Source organism: Paraburkholderia antibiotica, assembly GCF_012927125.1.
Taxonomy (GTDB): Bacteria; Pseudomonadota; Gammaproteobacteria; order Burkholderiales; family Burkholderiaceae; genus Paraburkholderia; species Paraburkholderia antibiotica.
In genome coordinates this window covers 1-23,491 of sequence record NZ_JABBFZ010000040.1, presented here as the reverse complement: position 1 = coordinate 23,491, position 23,491 = coordinate 1, and the positions used below count along the sequence as shown (strand labels likewise).

General features: G+C 64.5%; 20 protein-coding genes. 11 read left to right on the top strand and 9 right to left on the bottom strand.

What is annotated here, in order from left to right; all coding sequences use genetic code 11:
• Positions 1 to 133 precede the first annotated feature (133 nt).
• From HHL14_RS33880 to tkt, 3 genes are all read left to right on the top strand, one after another.
• Positions 134 to 736: a hypothetical protein gene (locus HHL14_RS33880; RefSeq protein WP_206002617.1), complete on the top strand. Its 603-nt coding sequence runs from the start codon at positions 134 to 136 to the stop codon at positions 734 to 736.
• Positions 737 to 761: 25 nt separating this feature from the next.
• Positions 762 to 1,247: a hypothetical protein gene (locus HHL14_RS32095; RefSeq protein ID WP_169501628.1), complete on the top strand. Its 486-nt coding sequence runs from the start codon at positions 762 to 764 to the stop codon at positions 1,245 to 1,247.
• 519 nt (positions 1,248 to 1,766) lie between these two features.
• The gene (gene tkt / locus HHL14_RS32090; RefSeq protein WP_169501627.1) at positions 1,767 to 3,842 is read left to right on the top strand and encodes a transketolase; all 2,076 of its coding nucleotides are present in this window, start codon (positions 1,767 to 1,769) and stop codon (positions 3,840 to 3,842) included.
• An 84-nt stretch (positions 3,843 to 3,926) separates the two neighbouring features.
• Here the strand turns inward: tkt and HHL14_RS32085 are convergent, their stop codons facing one another.
• The 3 genes from HHL14_RS32085 to HHL14_RS32075 form a co-directional block, all read right to left on the bottom strand.
• A complete protein-coding gene (locus HHL14_RS32085) occupies positions 3,927 to 5,072 on the bottom strand; it encodes a hypothetical protein (RefSeq protein WP_169501626.1) in 1,146 nt (381 codons plus the stop codon).
• 326 nt (positions 5,073 to 5,398) lie between these two features.
• Positions 5,399 to 6,496, bottom strand: coding sequence for a cell division protein ZapE (gene zapE / locus HHL14_RS32080; protein ID WP_169501625.1), 1,098 nt, complete (start codon positions 6,494 to 6,496; stop codon positions 5,399 to 5,401).
• Between the two features lie 421 nt (positions 6,497 to 6,917).
• Positions 6,918 to 7,820: a YihY/virulence factor BrkB family protein gene (locus HHL14_RS32075; protein ID WP_169501624.1), complete on the bottom strand. Its 903-nt coding sequence runs from the start codon at positions 7,818 to 7,820 to the stop codon at positions 6,918 to 6,920.
• 202 nt (positions 7,821 to 8,022) lie between these two features.
• On the opposite strand from HHL14_RS32075, the gene HHL14_RS32070 reads away from it, so the two are divergent.
• The 3 genes from HHL14_RS32070 (at position 8,023) to HHL14_RS32060 (ending at position 11,774) form a co-directional block, all read left to right on the top strand.
• A complete protein-coding gene (locus HHL14_RS32070; RefSeq protein WP_230413302.1) occupies positions 8,023 to 9,186 on the top strand; it encodes a ligase-associated DNA damage response exonuclease in 1,164 nt (387 codons plus the stop codon).
• Positions 9,187 to 9,196: 10 nt separating this feature from the next.
• On the top strand, positions 9,197 to 10,870 hold the full coding sequence (locus tag HHL14_RS32065) for an ATP-dependent DNA ligase (protein WP_169501623.1): 1,674 nt from the start codon (positions 9,197 to 9,199) through the stop codon (positions 10,868 to 10,870).
• A gap of 442 nt (positions 10,871 to 11,312) precedes the next feature.
• A complete protein-coding gene (locus HHL14_RS32060) occupies positions 11,313 to 11,774 on the top strand; it encodes a response regulator (RefSeq protein WP_169501622.1) in 462 nt (153 codons plus the stop codon).
• Positions 11,775 to 11,958: 184 nt separating this feature from the next.
• On the opposite strand, the gene HHL14_RS32055 is transcribed toward HHL14_RS32060, so the two are convergent.
• Positions 11,959 to 12,420: a PRC-barrel domain-containing protein gene (locus HHL14_RS32055; protein WP_169501621.1), complete on the bottom strand. Its 462-nt coding sequence runs from the start codon at positions 12,418 to 12,420 to the stop codon at positions 11,959 to 11,961.
• 307 nt (positions 12,421 to 12,727) lie between these two features.
• On the opposite strand from HHL14_RS32055, the gene glgX reads away from it, so the two are divergent.
• Both glgX and HHL14_RS32045 read left to right on the top strand, forming a co-directional pair.
• Positions 12,728 to 14,944: a glycogen debranching protein GlgX gene (gene glgX / locus HHL14_RS32050; protein ID WP_169501620.1), complete on the top strand. Its 2,217-nt coding sequence runs from the start codon at positions 12,728 to 12,730 to the stop codon at positions 14,942 to 14,944.
• A 158-nt stretch (positions 14,945 to 15,102) separates the two neighbouring features.
• Positions 15,103 to 15,282 carry a DUF2934 domain-containing protein gene (locus tag HHL14_RS32045; protein ID WP_169501619.1) on the top strand — a complete coding sequence of 60 codons (180 nt, stop codon included), beginning with the start codon at positions 15,103 to 15,105 and terminating at the stop codon, positions 15,280 to 15,282.
• Positions 15,283 to 15,394: 112 nt separating this feature from the next.
• Here HHL14_RS32045 and HHL14_RS32040 read toward each other — a convergent pair whose 3' ends face one another.
• Positions 15,395 to 15,571, bottom strand: a complete 177-nt coding sequence (locus HHL14_RS32040) for a hypothetical protein (RefSeq protein ID WP_169501618.1) — start codon at positions 15,569 to 15,571, stop codon at positions 15,395 to 15,397.
• A gap of 84 nt (positions 15,572 to 15,655) precedes the next feature.
• Positions 15,656 to 17,317 carry an apoptosis inducing factor family protein gene (locus tag HHL14_RS32035; protein ID WP_169501617.1) on the bottom strand — a complete coding sequence of 554 codons (1,662 nt, stop codon included), beginning with the start codon at positions 17,315 to 17,317 and terminating at the stop codon, positions 15,656 to 15,658.
• A 378-nt stretch (positions 17,318 to 17,695) separates the two neighbouring features.
• Here HHL14_RS32035 and HHL14_RS32025 point away from each other — a divergent pair, with 378 nt between their 5' ends.
• Both HHL14_RS32025 and HHL14_RS32020 read left to right on the top strand, forming a co-directional pair.
• A complete protein-coding gene (locus HHL14_RS32025; protein WP_329601773.1) occupies positions 17,696 to 19,840 on the top strand; it encodes a hybrid sensor histidine kinase/response regulator in 2,145 nt (714 codons plus the stop codon).
• A gap of 206 nt (positions 19,841 to 20,046) precedes the next feature.
• On the top strand, positions 20,047 to 20,337 hold the full coding sequence (locus HHL14_RS32020; protein WP_169501614.1) for a hypothetical protein: 291 nt from the start codon (positions 20,047 to 20,049) through the stop codon (positions 20,335 to 20,337).
• Between the two features lie 162 nt (positions 20,338 to 20,499).
• Here HHL14_RS32020 and HHL14_RS32015 read toward each other — a convergent pair whose 3' ends face one another.
• The 3 genes from HHL14_RS32015 to HHL14_RS32005 all read right to left on the bottom strand — a co-directional run bounded on the left by HHL14_RS32015 (position 20,500) and on the right by HHL14_RS32005 (position 22,717).
• The gene (locus HHL14_RS32015; RefSeq protein ID WP_169501613.1) at positions 20,500 to 21,519 is read right to left on the bottom strand and encodes a class I fructose-bisphosphate aldolase; all 1,020 of its coding nucleotides are present in this window, start codon (positions 21,517 to 21,519) and stop codon (positions 20,500 to 20,502) included.
• A gap of 262 nt (positions 21,520 to 21,781) precedes the next feature.
• On the bottom strand, positions 21,782 to 22,201 hold the full coding sequence (locus tag HHL14_RS32010; RefSeq protein WP_169501612.1) for a secondary thiamine-phosphate synthase enzyme YjbQ: 420 nt from the start codon (positions 22,199 to 22,201) through the stop codon (positions 21,782 to 21,784).
• A gap of 195 nt (positions 22,202 to 22,396) precedes the next feature.
• Entirely contained in the window at positions 22,397 to 22,717 is a 321-nt protein-coding gene (locus HHL14_RS32005; RefSeq protein WP_169501611.1) for a thioredoxin family protein, read from the bottom strand.
• A 262-nt stretch (positions 22,718 to 22,979) separates the two neighbouring features.
• On the opposite strand from HHL14_RS32005, the gene HHL14_RS32000 reads away from it, so the two are divergent.
• A complete protein-coding gene (locus HHL14_RS32000; RefSeq protein WP_169501610.1) occupies positions 22,980 to 23,279 on the top strand; it encodes a DUF2628 domain-containing protein in 300 nt (99 codons plus the stop codon).
• Positions 23,280 to 23,491 lie beyond the last annotated feature (212 nt).

Genomic DNA, 23,491 nt, shown 5'->3' with positions numbered 1-23,491 from the left:
GCGTGCGTTTCGTTGACAGATCCAGACCAAGGCCAAGTTGTGCCATCACCCACCCCTTAAATTCTCCTGCTCCCAGGATAGTCCACCCTCACATCAATGCCAGGAATTTTGCAGACTTTCCTTAACGAGTCCGGTGGGAAAACTGAAACAGGAAAACAGTGGGACCGACTGGTCGGTCCAGGAAGAGTGCCTTCTTTGTCGCATTATCTATAAGATATATTCCAACTTCCCGCCGATGCCGTCAGCACAGGCCCTGAACGCCGAAACCGGTGAGCTCCTTCGATTTGAGAGGATGCGTTCGCTACCGACCGGTTACGCGATGGCCGAGGCCCTAGGCACCGCATGGGCATGCAAGTGTCGCGGACGCACACGGAATCGATCCGATCTGCAATCCATGCGTCAGGACCGCAACGGGCGCGTCGAGCGGCCGGACGATGCAGATATGCGAGGGTCGCCCTATGGCAACAGTCCGCGCGCGCCACAGAAGCTTGGCGATGCGCAGCCGTTTGAATACAAGCCGCTTGCCGCGCCTAACGGCGATGTTGAACAGGTAGCGGGCAGCAATGGTCGGCCTGGAAATAACCAGGCGCAAAACAAACAGACCAACGATGTCGCCAGAATTCTGCGGTTGACTCCCAATCAGGTTCAACAGCTGCACAATGAACTTGGCAGCGAACCACCGATGGGATTTCACGAAATCATGGAGCGGGCCAAAGACATGTTCAATCTCTGGTAATGCAGAAGGCTTGAGGAAGATTTTTATGGTTAACAATCAAAGAGAAATTGAACGGCGTTTGTCTGTACTTCAAGGTTTGGAGTGGACCAGCATTAGTCGCGCGGCGAATATACTCACCTTGGGTTTTGGACCGAAGCATGAGGAGAGAAACTTCTATGGCGTACCCAGGCAAGTCAGCGCATGGGCTTTGCATATTCAGTGCGCCTGGACCTTGAGTAAGGCGGGAAAAAGTATCGCGACTGAAAAATCCCTTGTGGGTGTTGATGAGGAAGTCAACGCGTTTGTCATTTCTCTGGGAGAAGCGTTAACTCGAATTGCCCCTATCATTGTCGAAGGTATATCGGCCAATCCGGAATGCGGTCTGGTCATTTCTCTGTCGCCATCGTTCCGTTTGATCGTCGCAACGAACGGAGCGGGGGATGATGAGGACTGGCGGTTCTTCGAGAGAAAAAGCGAGGCGCGGCATTTTGTGATTGAAGGTGGGCGGATTGCGCCGCACTCATTCGGTTGAGATGCGAATCACAAAGCGCGCGCCTGGCTGTCAAACCTGGTTGCTTCGTGCAGAAGTACGCGCAAGGCGCGTCCTGGCGGGCTTGACCCGCACGATCGCAACGACGGCAACCTTGGACAATAAATACACGATCGCTTTCACCTCGCGAGGTTAGGCGCAGGTGAATCCCGATCTGACGCCTGGCAATGCGGACAACGTAGCGGGCGTGATTCATGCGATCTTTCCCGCCCCGCCTGCTACCGTCTGCGCGGCGAGCGCCGTGGTGGGTTGGCGCGCTGCGTGCTGGCGTGCAGGGTTGCGCGGATAGGCGCATCATCGGTGGGCTTCGCGATGTGATTTTCTTGCGCACTTTTTGGCACACGTTTTCACGCGTGCCGCTGTCCGAGCCGGTTGCGTCGCACCGGTTGCCTTACGCCGGCAGTGCGTCTGTCCGTCAGACAGCCTGACCGATGCGCCGATCCCCTCGCGCATCGCAGTGCGCCCCGGCCATCTTCCGAACTGCCGAACAAGGAGCGTCCCATGCCAAACGATTCCGCCCTCGACCAGCTGTGCATCAACACGATTCGCACGCTATCGATGGACGCCGTGCAGAAAGCCAATTCCGGCCATCCCGGCACGCCGATGGCGCTCGCGCCGGTCGCCTATCACCTGTGGCAAAACCATCTGCGCTACGACCCGGACGAGCCGCTGTGGCCGAATCGCGACCGCTTCGTGCTGTCGGTCGGGCACGCGTCGATGCTGCTGTATTCGCTGCTGCATCTGGCCAACGTGAAGGCCGTCGACGCGCACGGCAAGCCAACCGGCGCGCCGGCGGTGTCGCTCGACGACATCGAGCATTTCCGCCAGATCGATAGCAAAACGCCGGGCCACCCCGAATACCGGATGACGACCGGCGTCGAAACCACCACCGGGCCGCTCGGCCAGGGGCTCGGCAACAGCGTCGGGATGGCGATGGCCGCGCGCTGGTACGAAAGCCGTTTCAACCAGCCGGACGCGCGGATTTTCGATTACCGTGTGTACGCGCTGTGCGGCGACGGCGACATGATGGAAGGCATTTCGCACGAAGCGGCTTCGCTCGCGGGCCATCTGAAGCTGTCGAACCTGATCTGGATTTACGACAGCAATCGCGTGACGATCGAAGGCCATACGGATCTCGCGTACAGCGACGACGTGGAAAGCCGTTTTCGCGGCTACAACTGGCACACGCTGCACGTCGACGATGCGAACGACGCGGCCGCGCTCGAAGCGGCGCTCGTCGAAGCGAAGAGCGTGACCGACCGGCCGACGCTGATCGTGGTTCACAGCATCATCGGTTGGGGCGCGCCGCACAAGCAGGACACGTCCGCCGCGCACGGCGAGCCGCTTGGCGTCGACGAGGTCGCGGCCGCGAAGCGCGCATACGGCTGGCCCGACGACAAATTCTTCTACGTGCCCGACGGCGTGCACGAGCATTTCGCGCAAGGGATCGGCGCGCGCGGCAAGGCGGCACGCAGCGAGTGGACGACCAAATTCGACGCGTATAAAAAGCAGTATTCGCAGCTCGCGCAGGAATTCGCGCAGATCGAAGCGCATCAGTTGCCGGACGGTTGGGACAGCGACATTCCGACTTTCGACGCGGACCCGAAGGGCATCGCGACGCGCGAGTCGTCGGGCAAGGTGCTCAATGCGATTGCCGCGCGCGTGCCGTGGATCATCGGCGGCGCGGCCGACCTGTCGCCGTCGACGAAAACCAATCTGAAGTTCGAGGGCGCCGGCAGTTTCGAGGCGGACAGCTACGGCGGGCGCAATCTGCATTTCGGCATTCGCGAGCACGGGATGGGCGCGGTCGTCAACGGCCTCGCGCTGTCGAATCTGCGCGCGTACGGCTCGACCTTCCTGATCTTCAGCGACTACATGAAGCCACCGATCCGGCTCTCGGCGATCATGGAAGTGCCGGCGATCTACGTGTTCACGCACGATTCGATCGGCGTCGGCGAGGACGGTCCGACCCATCAGCCGATCGAGCAACTGGCGTCGCTGCGCGGCGTGCCGGGTCTCACGGTGCTGCGTCCTGGCGATGCGAACGAAGCGGCCGAGGCGTGGCGTGTCGCGCTCACGCAGCCGCATCGGCCGGCGTGCATCGTCGTGTCGCGTCAGCCGCTGCCGACGCTCGACCGCAGTCGCTATGCGCCGGCGAGCGGCGTGAAGCACGGCGCGTATGTGCTCGCCGATGCGCCTGACGGACAGAAGCCGCAGGTGATCCTGATGGCGACCGGCAGCGAGCTGTCGATCTGCGTCGACGTGTACGAGAAGCTGAAGGGCGAGCGCATCGCGGCGCGCGTCGTGTCGATGCCGTCGTGGGACATCTTCGAGCGCGAAGACGACGCGTACCAGGAGTCGGTGCTGCCCGCCGACGTCGACGCGCGCGTAGCGGTCGAGCAGGCCGCGTCGCTCGGTTGGGATCGCTATACGGGGCGGCTCGGCGCGCAGGTCGTCATGCATACGTTCGGTGCGTCGGCGCCGATTGCCGATCTGAAGAAGAAATTCGGCTTCACGCCGGAGCGCGTGTACGAGGCGGCGAAACAGCAGATCGAGCGGGTGAAGCAGAAGAAGTGAAGCGACGGCGTGCGTCGGAGTACGGCAAGAAAACGGCGGCCTCGAACGATGCCGCCGTTTTTTATCCACCCGTCACGCGTCGATTCAATTCGCCGGAATCGTCACCACCGGCGCTTTGCTGCTCGTGTCGGCTTCGGCAAGCGCCATCAGATTCTGCACGACCGTAAACGCGTATTTCGAATCGAAGTCGTTGCGCTCGACCCAATACACCGACGGTCCATACGCGATCGATACATACGCGTCGGCCGGCGCGGTCTTGCCCGAATGCACGATGATGGTCGGCCGCGTTTCACCGCCGATCAGACCGACGGTCGGCTTCGTCGAACCATCGGCGATTCGCTCGAGCGGCACCTGCACCTGCGCGCCGAGATCGCTGAGAATGCCGAGCACCGAGCGCGTGACCATCGTGATGCGATCGCCGTTCTGATAACCCGACGACGGCCCGTAGACGATCTCGTAGCTGCGCGTTTTCGCCGACAGATGCAGCAGCTTGCGCACGCGCGCGACGTCGGCCGCGGTGCGCGGCGACTCGCCGCTGGTGGTCGCGCCGAGCACGAGGAACACGCCCATTTGCGCGGTGTTGGTCGAGCTGTTCGCCGTGTTGTTGGCCGCTGCACCGGCGGAATTCTTGCCGCCGGTTTTCGCATCGAGCTGACGCGTTTCGACGTTCAGTTCTCCTGCCAGTTGCAAACGCCGCAGCGCCTGCAATAGCTCGAAGAAGCCCGGCGCGCCCGCGCTGTTCTCGCCGCCGAGCGCATTGCCGTTCTGCAGACCGCCGATCGATTGCGCGGTGATCCGCAACAGCAGGTCGATCGGCACGCCGCCTTCGGCGAGCGGCAGCACCAACGACGGCGCGAGCGGGCGAATATAGGCGGACGCGAACGCTTCGCCGGTGGTCGGCGTGAACGTGAAGGTCGGGCGATTCGAATACGACACGCTGCCGGTCGCCTGCGCATAGTTCGGCACTGAGCCCGAACCGGCGTTCAGCGTCGCGCCGCCGGTGGTGTCGAACGTGTACGCGGCGATGATGCTGCTGACGGTCAGGAAGGCCGGCGCGTCGCCGTAGCGCAAGCCGATCACGGCGGCGAGAATCTCGCGTTTCTTGGCGTCGCCGAGCGCGCGCGCATAGTCGACCTGATCGGCCTTCAGTCGCGCGGGGCCGATATGCACGCAGGCGGAAGTGAGACAGGCGGCGCACAAAGCGGCGGCGACGGAGGCGGTTCTGAGCATGACGGGGCGCAAGCGGCATGTAATCCGCTGAGGAATGGAGTCTGCCGTCGCGGTAGCAGATGCCATTCCTGTGCAAGCGCCGCGGTGCGGGGCGTTGTTTCGTTGTGGCGGTGGGTTGAGGCCTGATGGGCGCTCGGGGAAGGGCTGAAGCAGCCGTTAGCAGGATTTGCCGCCGTGTTGCAAGATTTGCAGGAAGCTTGCCGGGCGGTGGGCAATGAGCGATGAGCGTGGTAGTGACGCCGGGCCGCATCCGAACGACAGGCAGGTACTCCCCGCGCCAGGGCTCCACACAGCGGCTGCACACATCACGTTGCCGCGCGACCCGATTAAACGTCTTCGGTCTTTTCCACCGTAGCGTCGTCGTGCGGATGTTCGAGCGTACTGCGATACCCGCGCGATTGCATCTCGGCAAGCCGGCTCAACGTGCGCGACAGATCATGCGCGCCTTCGAGCCCGACCAGCGCGCTTTCGAGCGGCTGGTCGGACGCGATGAAGAGCGCGCGCTTGCGGTCGTAGAAGATGTCGATCAGCCAGATCAGCCGTTGCAGCGTAGGCGCTTGCCTGAGCGCCTCGGTATGCAAACGGTCGACGATCAGCCCCTGCCATTGCTCGGCCAGATCGAGGTAGTCGAGATGCGAGCGGCTCGCCACGCACAACGGCTCGAAGTCTGCCCACAACAACGCACGGCCGGCCGCGCGTGCTTCGAGCGGTCGACCGGCCGCGCTGAGCCGCAGCGGTTCGATGCGTGCGTCGCGTTCATGCTTCGTGAAGAGCTCGCGCAACGCAGTGTCGCTCGACGCATCGAGCGGCGCGAAGAAACGCGGCACCTCGGCCGCCTCGCCGCCGAAGCGGTAATCGCGCGCGCCGTCGAAATGAATCACCGTGAAGCAGCGCTTGATCTGCGCGATAGTCGGCAGAAAACGTTCGTGAAACTCGGGGTCGGGCAACAGATTGTCCGGCGCGTAGTTCGAGGTCAGCACGATGCGCGTACCGAGGCCGATCGCGGTATCGAGAAAGCGGCCCATCAGGAACGCGTCGGCGATGTCGTGTACGTGGAATTCGTCGAAGCACAGCAACTCGATGCCGTCGAGCCACTGTCGCGATACGTCGCCGAGCCGATCGTCGCTGCGCGGTGCAGTGACGAGCCGCTGGTTCATCTCGCGCAGGAATTCGTGAAAGTGCAGGCGCCGTTTGCGACACGACGCCAACTCGAACACCGTGTCCACCACCAGACTCTTGCCGCGTCCAGGCAGCCCATAACAGTAGACGCCTTGCGAGGCGAACGCATGACTCGACCACGCCCGCCGTGCGTGTTGCTGCGCGCCGAGCAGTGCGGCGAGCGCGCCGATCGCCTCGTGCTGACGCGCATCGGGCGTGATGCCGCGTGCGGCCAGCGCGCGGGTGATGCGGACTTCATCAAGCATGAGCGGGACCGCGCTGGCGGAATGGTGTGGCATGAGCTGCCGCGAGGAACAACGAGCGAGCGGCGAGGGCGTGTATGAACATGACGTACCGGCTGATGTAGAGGCGCGACGCGCCACGCAACGAGCGGCGCTATGCATGACGCAACGGAGGCAACCGCGGCGACTCACGCGCCGTGTCGCGGGCAACGAGCGCGCCATTTTAACAGCCCGGTTCCCACCCGGACTGTTGCCGCCCGCCCGCACTTGCCGGCACCCACACGGCCAACGGCTGTGGTGTGCACCCTCATGTATCGCGATGCCCCGGCAGCACCGTACCGAGCACCTGCTTCGCGGCCTCGACGACCACGTTGCCCTTGTCGGGATCGCCCCGCCTCCATGTCGATGCCAATGCCCATACCAACGCTTCCCACGACCCGCTAACCTAACCGGTTTTGATGGTCGGCTGCGGCGCATCGAGCGGTTCGCGGCCGAAACGCTCGTATTGCGAAATCACCTGCGCGCCGAATAGCAGGAGCGTGGCGAGCCATTCGAGACTCAGCAGGATCACGATCGCCATCGTCAGCGAGCCGTAGACGATGCTGACCTGCGATAGCGTGGCGAAATACCAGACCAGCACGTGCCGTGTGATTTCCCACAACACGCCGGCCACCACGCCGCCGATCAGCGCATGTCTGAGCGACGGCCGCCCGACCGGCATCACCAGGTACACCGAAGTCAGCACGAAGATTTCACCGGCAAGTCCTAACAGGTACAGGATCACACGCGAGAAGCCCTGCAACGACACATGTAGACCGAACAGTTCGAGACCGGCCGCGCCGATCGTTTCGAGCGCGCTCGACACACACGTGACGATCAGCAGCCCGACGCCGAGAAACAGGATGTAGCAGTACGGCAGCAGCGCCGAGATCAGAAAGTGGCGGCGCTTGACGACGACGCGATGCACGAAGATCAGCGACATCGCGTTTTCGAGCACGGTAAACGCGAGCGAGCTGAAGAAGATCATCGTCAGCAGCAGCACCCAGCCGATCACCGCGCGATGCCGCAGAAAATTCGCGAGCTCGTCGACCAGCGCATTCGACTGCCCCGGCACGAGCCAGCGCAACAGATGCGCGAGCGCATCGAGAATCAGCTGTTGCGGCAGCACGCGCGACAGCACGATGACGATCAGGATCAGCAGCGGCACGATCGACAGCAATGCGTAATACGCGACCGCGCCCGCGAGCAGCAGCCCCTGGTTCGCGCGAAACGCCTTCAGTGTCTGCAGCACGAAACGGCCGGGATGTTTGACGATATACAGCGCATGCGAGTCGAGCAGGATCGGCATGAGGCCTCGCGATACGCATCGGGCGCTGCCGGACGGCAGCCGCTCTCGACACGCGTGATTGCTTTATATACCGTAAGCAGGAATGCGACCATGCCCGGCCGCGCACGGCACGGCATGCGGTTTGCTTGATGCCGCATTCCAGGCGATCGAAGCGTCCGAAGCGCTCGAATTCGATACCCGCGCAGCCGATGGATACATCCCGATGGATCAACCGCCGCCCCGCATGAACCGTGAGCCGCAAACCGGCGAGCCTGACGATCTGATCGTCGCGCGGCTGGAGGGGCTCTATTGTCCGCCCGGCGATTTCTACATCGATCCGTGGCGGCCGGTCGAGCGTGCGGTGATCACGCACGCGCATTCCGACCACGCGCGCTTCGGTCACCTGCACTATCTGTCGACCCGCGCGGGCGCGAACGTGCTGCTGTCGCGCCTGCCCGGCATCGCGTTGCAGACTCTCGATTACGGCGAGCCGCTCGCGCTCGGCGCGACGCGCGTGTCGCTGCATCCGGCTGGCCACGTGCTCGGCTCCGCGCAGGTGCGCATCGAGCACGCGGGCCGCGTGTGGGTCGCGTCCGGCGATTACAAGCTCGACGTCGATCCGACCTGCGCGGCCTTCGAACCGGTGCGTTGCGATACCTTCATCACCGAATCGACGTTCGGCTTGCCGATCTATCGCTGGGATGCGCCGCGCAGCATCTTCGATTCGATCGATTCATGGTGGCGTCACAACGCGTCGGAAGGCCGTGCGTCGGTGCTGTTCTGCTATTCGTTCGGCAAGGCGCAGCGCGTACTCGCGAGCGTCGACGCGGCGATCGGGCCGATCTTCTGTCACGGCGCGGTCGAGCCGCTAAATCGCGCGTATCGAGAGGCGGGCGTGCGCTTGCCGGCGGTCGGGCTGGTCGGCGAGATCGCCGCGAAAGACAAGGCCGTGTTCCGCGAGGCGCTGATCGTCGCACCGCCGTCCGCGCAGAACAGCGCATGGCTCAAGCGTTTCGGCGATTACAGCGATGCGTTCGCGTCGGGCTGGATGCGCTTGCGCGGCGCGCGTCGCCGGCGCGGCGTCGATCGCGGTTTCGTGCTGTCGGATCATGCGGACTGGCCGGGGTTGCAGACCGCGATACGCGAGAGCGGCGCGACGCGCGTGATCGTTACACATGGCTCGGTCGAACCGATGGTGCGCTGGCTCAACGAGCAGGGCTTGCAGGCGAGTGCGTTCGACACGCAATACGGCGACGACACGGTCGAAGCCGATGCGGCCGGGGCGGCCAGCGGGGACGAAGCGCCGGAAGCAACCACGACCGCGACCACAACCACGAGCGAAAGCACGCCGGACGCATCAGCGCGAATCGACCGTGGCGAATCATAAGGACTGCCGGATGAAACGCTTCGCGGCCCTCTACACCGCGCTCGACGCGACCACCTCGACCCACGACAAGCTCGCGGCCCTGACCAGCTACTTCTCGGCCGCCGAGCCCGAAGACGCTGCATGGGCCGCGTATTTCCTCGCCGGCGGCAAGCCGCGTCAACTGGTACCGACGCGGCTGCTGACCGAACTCGCGCGCGAGCGCGCCGGGTTGCCCGCGTGGCTATTCGAGGAGTCGTATCACGCGGTCGGTGATCTCGCGGAGACGATCGCGCATATTCTGCCGCCGCCGCAGCGCCGCTCGGAACTGGGCCTCACGCAATGGATCGAGCAACGTATGCTCACCCTGCGTGGCTTGCCGCCGGACGAACTACGCACGCGGCTCTTCGGCTACTGGGACGAACTCGACTGGAGCGGCCGTTTTCTGCTGACCAAGCTGATCGGCGGCGGCTTTCGTGTCGGCGTCGCGCGGCAACTGGTGGTCAGAGCGCTCGCCGAGGTCGCGGGCGTCGATCACAAGCGGATCGCGCAACGTATGGTCGGTTGGACCGACTCGCGGCAAAAGCCCGACGCGGCCCGCTATCTGCGTCTGATCGCGCCGCTGAACGACAAGACGGAGCAGGCCGACGCGCCGTTGCACGACAGCGATCTCGGCCTGCCGTATCCGTTCTTTCTCGCGCATCCGTTGCAGGCCGAACCGGCGACGCTCGGCGATCCCGCGCACTGGCTGATCGAATGGAAGTGGGACGGCATTCGCGCGCAACTCGTCAAGCGTGCCGGGCGCGTGTGGTTGTGGTCGCGCGGCGAGGATCTGATTACTGAGCGTTTTCCCGAGGTGGCCGCGCTAGGCGATGCGTTGCCGGATGGCTGCGTGATCGACGGCGAGATACTCGCCTGGGAGCCGGGCGCGCCCGCGCCGTTGCCGTTCGCGCGGCTGCAACCGCGAATCGCGCGCAAGACGCTAACGCGCAAGATCCTCGCCGATTCGCCGGCCGCGCTGCTGGCCTACGATCTACTCGAAGCGAATGGCGAGGACCTGCGCATGACGCCGCTCGCCGAACGGCGCGCGCGGCTCGAGGCGCTGGCGGTGTCCGTCGACGCCACCTTGGCGCGCGGCCTGCTGCAAGTCTCGCCACTCGTGAGCGGGGCCGACTGGTCCGCGCTTGCCGCGTTGCGCGACGAAAGCCGGGCACGCGGCGTCGAAGGTCTGATGTTGAAAGAGCGCGCGTCGATGTATGGCGTCGGCCGCACCAAGGCCTCGGGCACGTGGTGGAAATGGAAGATCGAGCCTTATGCGGTAGATGCCGTGCTTGTTTACGCGCAACGCGGTCACGGTCGCCGCGCGAGTCTTTACACCGACTTTACGTTCGCGGTGTGGGACGAGGCCGACGGCGTGCGCACGCTGGTGCCGTTCGCGAAGGCCTATTCGGGGCTCACCGACACGGAGATGCACGAAGTCGATGCGATCGTGCGCAAGACCACCGTCGACAAGTTCGGCCCGGTGCGCAGCGTCACGCCGAGTCTCGTGTTCGAGATCGGCTTCGAAGGAATTCAGGCGAGTCCGCGCCACAAGTCGGGCGTAGCGGTGCGGTTTCCCCGCATGTTGCGCTGGCGGACCGATAAACGGATCGAAGACGCGGACACGTTGGCGCTGCTGAAAGGTTTCATCGACAATCGTGCGGGATAACCCGCTGAGCGCAAACCCCTAACACGTCGAGCGTTTTTTTTATCGGCGTCGTCGCTTATCCTGTAGCTATGACCGCGCGATCGATTCGCGCCGCAAAGAGCGCTCGCGGTCTGCATTGCGTCACCCCTCAATCCGTTGCAATACCGACATCGTGCGATGCCCATCCATGGGGCGCACAGCACGAGGACAGAGCGTCGATCGATACCGCGCGGTGCGCGGATCCCGAGGCGCCGCCAATCAAACGCCGTGACGAACTGGCCAGCCGAGGCCCGCATCCGAGCTTTAACGAGCCCGGCACGCGGAATTTCCGCATTGGCGCGACGTGTTTTGCCGGAGTGGGAATAACAGCGGATTTGCCGCGGTCAGGCAGACGCAATGGGATCGGATCTTGCGCGCGTGGCGCGAGATGCCCTTCAGGGCGAATGGAAAAGGGCGAGAAAAAATGACGATGTTCAACGACAGTGTGGACAGCAGCGACGACGTGCTCGTCTGGCGGCCGATCCGCTACGCGATGGCCGCGCATCGCCGCGTGCTGGTGGTCGACGATTACCGTGAAGCAGCCGAGGCGTTGCAGATGCTGCTGACAGCCGACGGCTTCGAATGCCGCGCGCTCGACGATCCGTTCGCGGTGTGCGACACCGCGCGCGACTGGCAGCCGTTCGCGGTGGTGCTCGACATCAAGATGCCGGGGCTCGACGGGCTCGAACTGGCGCGCCGGCTGCGCGCGCATCCGCAGACTTCGCACATGCTGCTGGTCGCGTGTACCGCGTTCGCATCGCGCGAGGATCGCGCGCTCGCGAAGGCCGCGGGCTTCGATGCGCACTGCGCGAAGCCGTTGACGCCTGAGCGGCTGTTGCGCGTGCTCGAATCGGCGGCCGCGTTGCATGTGGAAGGGGCGCCGTGAAAGCCGTTTCGGCGCTGCGGGGCGGGGCCCCGGGGTGAGCTCGGGCGTGAATTCTTTACTCAATGAACGTAACGAACGCAACGCGCTGCGCCCGCCCGCAGCTCTCGTTGCGTTGCGTTATGTTGCCGTGCCGCGCGCAACGCTCAATCCAATCTGAAATGCGCTGTTCAACGCGCGCTCAACCTCAACCTGGCGCGTATTTGAACTCCGGCAACGCCTCCAGCGACTTCTTCGTCGCCTCGGGCAACACGATCCGCCGGTTGTCGATCTGCAGGTCGTTGAACGGCACCGCGACCAGGTGCTTACCCATGCCGAGAAAGCCGCCGACCGACAGAATCGCGTAGGTGGTACGCTCCGTGCCCGGCGACACGATCAGGTCGTCGAGCGTGCCGATCGTGTCCTTGTTGCGGTTGTACACGTCCGCGCCGCTCAGCTTCGAGGCCCGATAGCCGCTTGCGAGCTGCACGACGTCCGTGCGTTTTTCGGTGACCGACTGCGGCGCGCCTTGGGCCCATGCATGGCCGCTGATACCGACCGCGGAGGACAGCGTGAGCGCGGCGAGCAAGGCCGTTATGGTCGCCGCAAGCGGCTTGCGGGGCGATTGCGGTTGCGCCGTAGCGCGTGGTTGCGAGTGCAGATTCAGCATGATGTTTTCTCCGTTCTCCCTGTGGCGACGATGGCATTCATCCGTCATGTCCGTCGGTTGTGTGATTGCAAGTCGCGTGCCGCATCGTTTCGTCTGAAGAAGTAAGGGGCTACGCGTCAGCCGGCGCGCAACGCGGCAATTTCACCCCCGACGCGCGTCAGGACCATAACTTGCTATCCAGCCGGATTCGCAGCGCGCACGGCGTATCAGAACCATCGGGCACAACCGATGCAGCGCCGGCTTCGACTGCCTACACTGGGAAAACCCCCTCGCGCAACCCGGCGCTTCTTGCGGCCACAGGAACCTTATGTCATCCCAAACCAGCTACTCGACGCGCATTGCCGAAGGCACGCCTTTTCCGCTCGGCGCGACGTGGAACGGCAGCGGCGTCAATTTCGCGCTATTTTCCGCGCACGCGACCAAGGTCGAACTGTGTCTGTTCGACGAAACCGGGCAGCACGAAATCGAACGGATCGAACTGCCCGAATATACCGACGAGGTCTGGCACGTGTTCGTGCCGAATCTGAAACCGGGCGCGGTCTATGGATACCGTGTGCATGGGCCGTACGAACCGGAGAACGGTCATCGCTTCAATCCGAACAAGCTGCTGCTCGATCCGTACGCGAAGGCGCACATCGGCGAGTTGAAATGGGCGCCGGAAATTTTCGGCTACACGCTCGACTCGGAAGACGCCGATCTGTCGTTCGACGAGCGCGACAGCGCGGCCTTCGTGCCGAAGTGCAAGGTGGTCGACGCGAACTTCTCGTGGACCCATCCCGAGCGCAACGCGTTGCCGTGGGAGCGCGTGATCCTGTACGAAACGCACGTGCGTGGTTTCACGAAGCGTCACCCGGACGTGCCCGCGCGTTTGCGCGGCACCTTCGCGGGGCTCGGGCAGAAGCCGGTGCTCGACTATATCCGCGGCCTTGGCGTGACCTCGGTCGAGCTGCTGCCGATCCAGACTTTCGTCAACGACAGCCATCTGCTCGACAAGGGGCTGACGAACTACTGGGGCTACAACACGATTGGCTTTTTCGCGGCCGATCCGCGCTTTTTCGCGTCGTCGCACGATTCGGTCGGCGAATTCAAGGAGATGGTCGACCGCTTTCATCAGGCCGATCTCGAAGTGATCCTCGACGTGGTCTACAACCACACGGCCGAAGGCAACGAGCGCGGCCCGACGATCTCGTTCAAGGGCATCGACAACGCGTCGTACTACCGCCTGATGCCCGACGAGGCACGCTATTACATCAACGACACCGGCACCGGCAATACGCTGAACCTATCGCATCCACGCGTGCTGCAGATGGTCACCGACAGCCTGCGCTACTGGGTCACGGAGATGAAGATCGACGGCTTCCGTTTCGATCTCGCGACGATTCTCGGTCGTGAGGATCACGGCTTCGACGAAGGCGGCGGCTTTCTCGACAGCTGCCGCCAGGACCCGGTGCTCTCCAGCGTGCGCCTGATCGCCGAGCCGTGGGATTGCGGTCCCGGCGGTTACCAGGTGGGCGGCTTTCCGCCGGGCTGGGCCGAATGGAACGATCGCTTTCGCGACACCGTGCGCGAGTTCTGGAAGGGCGACGAGGGCAAGGTCGCCGATCTCGCGACGCGTCTGACCGCATCGGGCGACCGCTTCAATCATCGCGGCCGGCGTCCGTGGGCCAGCGTGAACTTCATCGCCGCGCACGACGGCTTCACGTTGAACGATCTGGTCTCGTACAACGACAAGCATAACGAAGCAAATGGCGAGGACAATCGCGACGGCCACTCGGACAACAAATCATGGAACATGGGCGCCGAAGGTCCGAGCGACGACCCCGAGATCCGTCAGCAACGCGAGCGTCAGAAACGCAATCTGCTTGCCACGCTGCTGCTGTCGCAAGGCACGCCGATGCTGCTCGCCGGCGACGAATTCGGCCGCACGCAGCAGGGCAACAACAACGCATATTGTCAGGATAACGAAATCAGCTGGGTCGACTGGGAAGCGATCGACGACGACGGCCGCGCGCTTGCCGAGTTCGTGCGCAATCTGACCACACTGCGGCATCGGCTGCCGGTGCTGCGGCGCGGCCGTTTTCTGACCGGCGAATACAACGAGGCGCTCGACGTCACCGACACGCGCTGGCTGTCGCCGGACGGCACCAATATCTCGGCCGAGCAGTGGGACGATCCGGCGATGCGCTGCTTCGGCGTCGTGATCGACGGTCGTGCGCAGGCGAGCGGCATCCGCCGGCTCGCGTCGGACGCGACCTTGCTGCTGGTACTGAACGCGCATCACGACGTGGTCAATTTCACGTTACCCGACGTGCCCGAAGGCGAGCGCTGGACCTGCCTCGTCGATACCAACATGCCGGTGCGCGCCGAGTTGCCGCAGTTCAGTGCCGGAGACGCGTATCAGGTGACGGGGCGCTCGCTGCTACTGTTCGCGCTCGAAGCGCCGAGCCGCGCGACGCAACGCGTGTTCGATCGCCTCGAAGAGCAGCTCACTTCCGACGAAGGCGAGGCGGCGGCCGGCAAGTAACGCGTGCGTTGATGTGACAGTGCGCGCGCCGATGCGTCAGGAAAGAGCCCGGGAACCGGCCCAGGAACAGTGGTTGCTCGATGATCGATGGCGATGCACGCGCGCGACGCATTTCGCGAGCGCGGCGTGCAGCCACACAACCGGGTTGGGGTGATCGAATGGAACAACAGCAACCGAGCATCGACGAGCAGATTCGCACGCGCGCTTACTACTTGTGGCAACAGGCCGATGAACCGAAGGGCACGCCCGACCAATACTGGGAACTGGCGCGCAGCGAGATCGAGAAGGAGGCGCCACCGGTCGAGAGCGGGCCAGTGTCGGGCGATACGATGAAGTAGGCGTCGCGCTGGGTGCGCGTCGCTTAAGCGTTAAGCGCTTGAGAGATGTGCCTCTGGGGGGGGGGAGCGTCGCCAGCGCGGCGACGCCACCCGTCTATCGTGTCTATCGCATCTACCGGCTGGCGGGTTTATCGTCGCCGGTCTTTTTGCGATCTTCGTCAGGGACGAGTTTCGTAGTACCGCCGGTGGAGGGCGGATCGCTGGCCGGGAAGCTGTCCTCGACCTGCGTGTCGATCTGCTTTTCGCTCTTGTTCGAATGCGGATGCTTTTCCGTTCTGGTGGTCGTCATGGCTATGGCTCCTCCGGGTTGTGAATGAACGATCGGGCAATGCGCGCTTCAACGGCCTCAGTTTCAACGGCCCAATCAACGGCATCATGAATTGGACGCGGATGCGGAGCCAGCCTCGGCCCCCTCCGGCGTAAGTCGCGCGGCCTCACCGATCATCGTCAGCGCATCGGTACGTGAGAGTCCGCCGCGCAGCGCGTCGGACAGGCGTGCGGTCAACGCCTCGCGCCCACACGCGAGCACCGCGTCGACGTTGCCGTCGCGCACGTACAGCGTGATGAACTGATGCTGGTCGAGATCGCCGTCGACGACGATCTCGTCCCACTCGCTCGCATGGCCGAGGTATTCGAAGTTCTTGCCGAAGTGATACGTCCAGAAGAACGGCACGTCCGCATAGCGGTTGCGCGCGCCGCACATGTTCTGCGCGGCGATCCGCGCATGCTGCTGCGCGACGCGCCAGTGCTCGATGCGCACCGGCTCCTGGTTTTCGTGCAGCGAGAACACCGCGATATCGCCGGCCGCATAGAGTCCGCACGCGGCCTGCATGCCCGCGTTGACGACGATGCCGCCGTCCTTCTGCAACGGCAGTCCTTCGACAAAACCGGTCGCCGGCGTCACGCCCGTGCCGAGCAGCACCACGTCGGCGGCGATGGACTCGCCGCTCTCGAGCATCACCGCATGCACGTTGCCTTCGTCGCCTTCGAGCGACGCGACCTTCGCGCCGAGATGAAACGTCACGCCGTGTTGCTCGTGCAGCGCGCGAAACATCCGGCCCGCGCGTTCGCCGAACAGCTTCGCGAACGGCACCGTATCCGGCGAAATCACGGCGACGGGCACGCCGTGCGTGCGCAACGCCGACGCGACTTCGAGGCCGATAAAGCTGCTGCCGAGAATCGCGACGCGCGTTTGCGCCGTGTCGTCGCCGAGCGCCTCGACGAGCGCGGCCGCGTCGTCGAGATGACGCAGCACGTGCACGCCGCCGAGCTGGCAGCCGGGGATGTCGGGGACTTTCGGCACGCAACCGGTCGCGAGCAGCGCGGTGTCGTATTTCAGCGGCTGCGGCGCTTGCGCGTCGCCTTGCGAGCCCGGCGCGAAATGAATCGTGCGCGCGGGCACATCGAGCCGCGCAACCGTCGCGACGATCCGTTCGATGCCGTGTGTTTGCAGCCAGTCGGGCGGCAAAAGCGGCGGCACGTCGGCCGGCGCCATCTCGAACGACGGCACGAATTTGCTCAGTGACGTGCGGTCGTACGGCGCATGCGGTTCGTCGCCGATCAGCGTGATGCGGCCGTCGAAACCGCATTCGCGCAAGGCCGCGCAGGCGGCGGCGCCAGCCGCGCCCGCGCCGATTACTGCGTAGTGCCGCGCCGACGCGGCGGCGCCGGCTGGTTCGGCGGCGGGTGCCGTGATTGGTGCGGATTGATCAGGCGGCAGCTTGCTCGCCGACACCAGCACGTCGTCGCCGTCGATCGTGACCGGGTAGCGATCGAGCGGCAGCAGCGCGGGCGGCTCCAGCACGTTGCCGCTCGCGACGTCGAACGCGGCCTTGTGCCAGGGGCAGATGATACGGCCATGACACAGCGCGCCTTCTTCGAGCGGGCCGCCCGCGTGCGGGCAATCGGCCGAATACGCGTGCACCGTGTCGCCGTCGCGCACCAGCAGGATCGGCGTGTCGTCCACCGTCACGCGTTCGGCGCGATCCGCGCGCAATTGCGAGAGCCGGGCAACCCGGCGGGCAGTCGTGGACATGGTGATTCCTCGCGAACGGAAGGGCCGTGACGCTGCGCTCGCACGCGTCGCCAGCCGGGCTGGTCTGGGCTGCTGCTGAACGGCAGTGATGCAGGGCACTGCCAGGACACTGCCGCAGTACTAACTGGCAGCAATCGGTGTGCCCGAGACGGCCGGATTTCCGCCGACGCCGCGCGCGATTGGAACGAAGCGGTTGACATGCCGAATGACGATGCGGAGGTGCTTGGGGAGATCGGCGGAAGTGCGGTAAATTTCGAGATAGGAGGAATTAGCGAGCGAACAGGCGTATGAAAACGCGCCGATTCTTCGTTTATTCGCACGTGTCATGTTTTCACCGGCCCTCGCCGGACGTATGCAAATTTCATGGAGTAGGTGACCGTGCAGCGAGCGGAACGTGTCGCAGTCGACTTTCCGATGCCGTCGCGCAACTTTGCCGCGACGCGCCGGATGCTGCTGATCGTGCTGGCCGTGTCGATCGTGTTTCCGCTGGTCTGCCTCGCGGGCTACGGCTACTTCGACTACCAGCGTCGGATCGCCGATGCGGACGACGTGATCGACCGGCTCGCGCGCGTGGCCGACGAACAGGCCGTCAAGGTGCTCGACCTGAACCAGCAGATGGCCTCGCGCATCATCGAGTTGCTCGGCAATTCCAACGACGCGCAGATCCGCGCGCGCGAAGCCGAATTGCACGAGCGGCTGCGCGATATCGGCGGCGATTTTCCGCAGGTGTCGTCGATCGCGCTGCTCGGCGCGAACGGCGACCTGCTGGCGTCCAGCATCGCGTATCCGACGCCGGCGATGTCGATCGGCCAGCGCGACGATTTCCTCGCCGCCAGGGCGATGCGCCCGCAGCCGTATTTTTCGCTGCCGATGTTCGGCAACTTGTCGAAGACCAACGTGTTCACGACCGTGACCGGTCGCTCGGACGCCGACGGCCAGTTCCTCGGCGCGGTCGCGGTGGCGCTGAAAAACGACTACTTCGCGCGCTTCTACCACGAGCTGACTCACGACGATCCGTCGCTGGTGCTGGCGCTGTATCGTCAGGACGGCAATCTGCTGGTGCGTTATCCGGCGTGGCCGGCGGGCGCGAAGCCGACCCCGCATAGCGCGTTTACCGCCGCGTTGCGCGACAAGCAGCTGTTCGGTCACGTGCGCCTGAATTCGACCGTCGACGGGGTCGAGCGGCTGCTCGCGTTCCGGCGCGTCGGCGACTATCCGCTCTACGTGATGAGCGCCTATGCGACGTCGTCGATCGCGGCCGCGTGGCGCGGCCACTTCCTGATGATCGCCGCGCTGACGGCGGTGCCGTGCATCGCGATCTGGCTGCTGGTGTTCTATTCGCTGCGCCAGCTCGACGCCGAGCGGCGCGCGTGGGAGCGCTGGCAGGGCGAGGTAGCGATGCGTCTGTCGGCCGAGGCGTCGAGCCGGCAACTGCAGCGCATGGGCGCGCTCGGCAATCTGGTCGCGAACGTCGCGCACGATTTCAACAACCTGCTGATGGTAGTGTCGGCGAACACCGAGCTCGCGCGGATCAAGCAGTACAACAACCTCGAAAAGGAAGTGCTCGCGGTCGAACGCGCGACCGCATCGGCCGAAACGCTGACGCGGCAACTGCTGAGCGTCGCGCGCAAGCAACCGCTCAAGCAGGAGACAGTCGATCTCGCGCGCTGGCTGCCGAGCGCGGCGCCGCTGCTCGACGCCGCGCTCGGCGACCGGGTCGAACTGTCGCTGCGCCTGCCGGACACGCTGTGGCAGGTGCTCGCCGATCCGACCGACCTCGAATTCGCGATCATGAACATCGCGATGAACGCGCGCGAAGCGATGCCGCGCGGCGGCCGCTTCGTGATCCGTTGCCAGAACAACCGGCTGGTGGGCAGCGACACGCTGCTGCCCGACGGCGAGTACGTGCTGATCGCCTGTTCCGACGACGGCGAGGGCATGCCCGAGGCAGTCGCGCGGCGCGCGTTCGAACCGCTTTTTACGACCAAGCTGCGCGGTTCGGGCACGGGCCTCGGACTCGCGCAGGTGCTGTCGATGTGCGAGCAGGCGGGCGGCACCGCGAAGATCGACAGCGTGCCGGGCAGCGGCACGACGGTGCGGCTGTTCCTGCCGCGTCATCGCCCACTTGGGGCGGCCGCGAGCGCCGAGGTGCCGGACGTGGTGCCGACGGCGGCCGGCGCGGTGCTGCTCGTCGAGGACAACGAGGATGTCGCGGCCGGCGTGACCGCGGTGCTCGAAACCTTCGGCTGCGAAGTGCGTCACGAGCCGACCGCCGACCAGGCGTTCGACCTGCTGAACGCCGGCGAGCGCTTCGAACTCGTGCTGTCCGATATCCAGATGCCGGGCAAGCTGAACGGTATCGACCTCGCGGAGAAAGTGCGCAGCGCGTGGCCGTCGCAGAAGATCGCGCTGATGACCGGCTACGCCGACGAACTCGACCGCGCGCGGCGGCTGGGCATCGCGATTCTCGCGAAGCCGTTCAATATCGACGAGCTGCACGCGTTGGTCGCGTGCGGGACCTGAGGGATTCGCATCGGCGCGATGCCGGTGCGAGTGTGGGTGTGGGCGGCGTTAAGAACCAGACAGCCGATCTCCTGCGGCACAGCCCTTGCTGAAATACGGATGAGGTCGGGGCGCGCTGCCGCTGCTTTTTCTCCTTATTTTCTCCTTACCCAGGCGGCGCTCCCGGACTTTCACTTTCCATGTTCAGGATACCCAGGAGAATCGTCATGAAGATCCGACACGCGGTGCTCGTCGCCAGTCTGCTCGCCGTTTCGCCGTTCGCGCTTGCGCAAGGAGCGGGCGGCGGGGGCGGTGGACCGGCCGGCAACGACCCGAACGGCAACACCAATATGTCGACCCGCGAAGGTGGCGACGCGGGGGCGACCGGCGCCACGGGCAGTACCTCGACGCATTCGACCCAGCATCATATGAAGAAGCATTCGAAGGCGACGAAGCCCGCCACCGATACCACCAACATGCCGGGCGCGAATGCGAGTAGCGATACGAAGGGGCAGTAAGCGCGCGGGCTGGCCGGCGCGTCGCCTGGCGTAGTGCCTGATGGTAGTGTTTGAGGGTCGTGCTTGATGGTTGTGACTTACGTACGGCCACGCAGATTGCCGGGCGGACTGCGAATCCGCCCGACCTCGTTTCACTGCCTCGTTCCGCTGCCCTGGTTCGACTCAGCTCTTCTCCATCGCCGCTTCGTATTTTCCCAACGCAGCCGCGCCGTTCAGGCGGGCCCGCTTCAGCAACGCCTGCTGCGCTTCCTTGACGTTGGCCGCCTGGCCGCGCCAGGCCTGCAGCGGCGGCTCCTGCAACGCGCGTCCATACGAAAAGCTCAGATTCCAAGGCAACGCGCCGAGCCGGTTCATCGCATCGAGATTCGCGCTCGCTTCCTCGGGCGACTGTCCGCCCGACAGAAACACGACACCCGGCACCGCGGCGGGCACCGTGCGCTTGAGCACGCGTACGGTTGCGGCGGCGATGTCCGCGCTCGTCGATTGCTGCTGATGCTCGGCGCCGGCGAGCACCATGCTCGGCTTCAGCAGGATATGTTCGAGCACCACGCGATGCCGCTGCAGCGCATGAAAAACTTCATGCAATACCGCTTCGGTCACTTCCGCACAGCGCGCGAGCGTGTGATCGCCGTCCATCAGCACTTCGGGTTCGACGATCGGCACGATGCCGGCCTCCTGGCTGATCGCCGCGTAACGCGCGAGCGATTCCGCATTCGCCTCGATCGCAGCCCGGCCCGGCAAGCTCGCGGTGATGTTGTAGACCGCGCGCCATTTCGCGAAGCGCGCGCCCTGGCGTTTGTAGTCGACGAAGCGTTTGGCGAGACCGTCGAGCCCTTCGGTGATTTCGTCGCCGGGGGACAGCGCGAGCGGCACCTTGCCGAGATCGACCTTGATGCCGGGCACCACGCCGTTCGCGGTGGCTAGCTGCGGGAACGGCGTGCCGTCGTCGGCTTTCTGGCCGAGCGTTTCTTCGTAGAGGATCACGCCGCTCACGAACTCGCCGAGACCGGGCGTGGTGAGCAGCAGATTGCGATAGGCGCGGCGATTTTCCTCGGTCGATTCGAGGCCGATCGTCTTGAAACGTCGGGCGATGGTCGGGCCACTCTCGTCGGCGGCGAGGAGGCCCTTGCCGGGTTGAACCATCGCGTCGACGGTGGCTTGCAGCTCGCTACGGGTGTCCATGAGATGTGCTCCGTTTCGGTAGGCTCCGGGGTTGGCGCGTGCTGTCCCAGGTGCGCAGAAAAGTGAGGGATGGGTCCTTTGCGTGATGAAGACGGCCGGTGTGACGTGTGAAACTGCAGCGGTACGGCGGACTGCGAAAGCTGAAGCTGAAGCGGTTGGCTCGCCGCCACCGGGGCAGTGAGCCTGGATTGATCTCGGGTTGATCCTGGCTTCGCCCTGGATCGTGCCGGTTACGTTGACGTTGGACCGCGCCGCGTCGCGATCATTCACCGAGCAGATGCAGCACGATATCGCGTGGCTGCGTGTGCCGGCGATGCTCGAACAGATACAGCCCCTGCCAGGTGCCGAGCACCATCCGTCCATGTTCGACCGGCACCGACAACTGCACTTGCGTGAGCGCGGTGCGCAGATGCGCGGGCATATCGTCTGGACCTTCGGTGTCGTGTTCGTAGCGCTCGGCATCTTCCGGCGCGAGCGTCGCGAAGTAGCGCTCCAGATCGCGCCGCACCGATGGATCGGCATTCTCCTGAATCAGCAGCGACGCCGACGTATGGCGGCAGAACAGCGTGAGCAACCCGGTACGAATACCTTGTTCGGCGACGAAGCGGCGCGCGTCGTCGGTAAATTCGACGAGCCCTCGGCTGCGGGCCTGCACGCTCAGATGATGGATGGCTTGGCGCATGGCGGAAGAACGATGCAAAAGGATCAGGTAATGGGATCAGGCTCGGGATCGGCGGACGAAGTGCGCGTGTGTCGTCCGGCGATGCCGCGGCGCTGACGCGAGCGTCCTGCCGGATACCGGCGAGCGCGCTGCGCTAGGTAAGCCATATAAGCCAGGTAAGCGACGTGAAGGCGTCGCGCCTACGCCCGCTGCGAATCAAAGCGACGCGAATGCATCCTCGATATCTTCCGCGCTGGCCGGGCGCACCACGCGCGCGACTTCGGCGCCGTCCCGCATCAGCACCAGCGTCGGCCACAGCTTGACCTTGAACGAGCGGCCGAGCGGACGGCCAGGGCCGTCCTCGACCTTCAGATGCCGCAGGCCCGCGTGCGGCGCGAGCGCTTTCGCAATCGATGCCTGCGCGCCCTGACAGATGCCGCACCAGTTCGCGCCGAATTCGACGACGGTGAGGCCGGGCAGTGCGTCAAGTTCGGTACGGGTCGGGGCTTGAGGGGAATAGGCGGTGGCGATGGTCATGCGTGCTCCGGTGGCATGTCGGGTTCGAGTAGGGTCGACGACGCGTGCGTGCCATGGCGGCTTTTTGCTTGCACGGCGTTTCGCGCCTGAGTATCCGGCAAGAGTAACAGCTATGCTGCGGGTCGTCATGGACGGGGGCGGCGGGATCGCGAGGTGCCGCGGCGTATCGCGCGTTCGTTCGCGTGACGCGGTGGCGTGTTAAAAAGCGCTTCGGGCGCTCGACTTGGCGCCTGAGGTTATCGAAAGGAATCCGGCGAGAAAAATGGGCGCATCGATCTATCTGCAACATCCGCAACACCGGCAGGCCGTCGCGGTCGCGACAGGGTTCAGTTGGGGCGCCTGTCTGCTTGGTTTTATCTGGGCGCTCTCGAAGAGGATGTGGTTCGCCGCGTTCGTGATGCTCGGCGTCAACGTGATCTTTCTTGGGATGGGATTGTGGGGAGAGGCACTGGATCTGCTTGGCTTCGTGCTGTCGCTGCTGTTCGCTATCGCTTGCGGTATGTATGGGAATCGGTGGCATCGGTGGACGCTGGAGCAGAAGGGGTATCAGGTGGTGGGGTGAACCCCTTTAGGCGGGGTTGGGCCTGGTTTTTCGTTGATCTGGCTTTCGTTGGCCTTTCCTTGATTTGTTATTGGTCTATTTGGAAGAGCCTGTCCGTCTTTTTGTGTGCGAGGCAGTTAAAAAAGGATTACCCGCGGGCAAGCGTAAAACGCTCGCCGAACAGGATGGCAAACTGGTTCATGGCTGATTTCCAGTCGAAGGCGGTGCGTACG

Bases quoted from the DNA above. Each gene is read 5' to 3' on its own strand.
- zapE (WP_169501625.1), bottom strand. From the start codon at position 6,496: ATGCTTGATGAAGTCCGCATCACCCGCGCGCTGGCCGCACGCGGCATC.
- HHL14_RS32045 (WP_169501619.1), top strand. From the start codon at position 15,103: ATGGAACAACAGCAACCGAGCATCGACGAGCAGATTCGCACGCGCGCT.
- HHL14_RS32075 (WP_169501624.1), bottom strand. From the start codon at position 7,820: ATGCCGATCCTGCTCGACTCGCATGCGCTGTATATCGTCAAACATCCC.
- HHL14_RS32055 (WP_169501621.1), bottom strand. From the start codon at position 12,420: ATGCTGAATCTGCACTCGCAACCACGCGCTACGGCGCAACCGCAATCG.
- HHL14_RS32000 (WP_169501610.1), top strand. From the start codon at position 22,980: ATGGGCGCATCGATCTATCTGCAACATCCGCAACACCGGCAGGCCGTC.
- HHL14_RS32095 (WP_169501628.1), top strand. From the start codon at position 762: ATGGTTAACAATCAAAGAGAAATTGAACGGCGTTTGTCTGTACTTCAA.
- HHL14_RS32015 (WP_169501613.1), bottom strand. From the start codon at position 21,519: ATGGACACCCGTAGCGAGCTGCAAGCCACCGTCGACGCGATGGTTCAA.
- HHL14_RS32035 (WP_169501617.1), bottom strand. From the start codon at position 17,317: ATGTCCACGACTGCCCGCCGGGTTGCCCGGCTCTCGCAATTGCGCGCG.
- HHL14_RS32085 (WP_169501626.1), bottom strand. From the start codon at position 5,072: ATGCTCAGAACCGCCTCCGTCGCCGCCGCTTTGTGCGCCGCCTGTCTC.
- HHL14_RS32005 (WP_169501611.1), bottom strand. From the start codon at position 22,717: ATGACCATCGCCACCGCCTATTCCCCTCAAGCCCCGACCCGTACCGAA.
- HHL14_RS32065 (WP_169501623.1), top strand. From the start codon at position 9,197: ATGAAACGCTTCGCGGCCCTCTACACCGCGCTCGACGCGACCACCTCG.
- HHL14_RS32060 (WP_169501622.1), top strand. From the start codon at position 11,313: ATGACGATGTTCAACGACAGTGTGGACAGCAGCGACGACGTGCTCGTC.
- tkt (WP_169501627.1), top strand. From the start codon at position 1,767: ATGCCAAACGATTCCGCCCTCGACCAGCTGTGCATCAACACGATTCGC.
- HHL14_RS32020 (WP_169501614.1), top strand. From the start codon at position 20,047: ATGAAGATCCGACACGCGGTGCTCGTCGCCAGTCTGCTCGCCGTTTCG.
- HHL14_RS32010 (WP_169501612.1), bottom strand. From the start codon at position 22,201: ATGCGCCAAGCCATCCATCATCTGAGCGTGCAGGCCCGCAGCCGAGGG.
- glgX (WP_169501620.1), top strand. From the start codon at position 12,728: ATGTCATCCCAAACCAGCTACTCGACGCGCATTGCCGAAGGCACGCCT.
- HHL14_RS32070 (WP_230413302.1), top strand. From the start codon at position 8,023: ATGGATCAACCGCCGCCCCGCATGAACCGTGAGCCGCAAACCGGCGAG.
- HHL14_RS32040 (WP_169501618.1), bottom strand. From the start codon at position 15,571: ATGACGACCACCAGAACGGAAAAGCATCCGCATTCGAACAAGAGCGAA.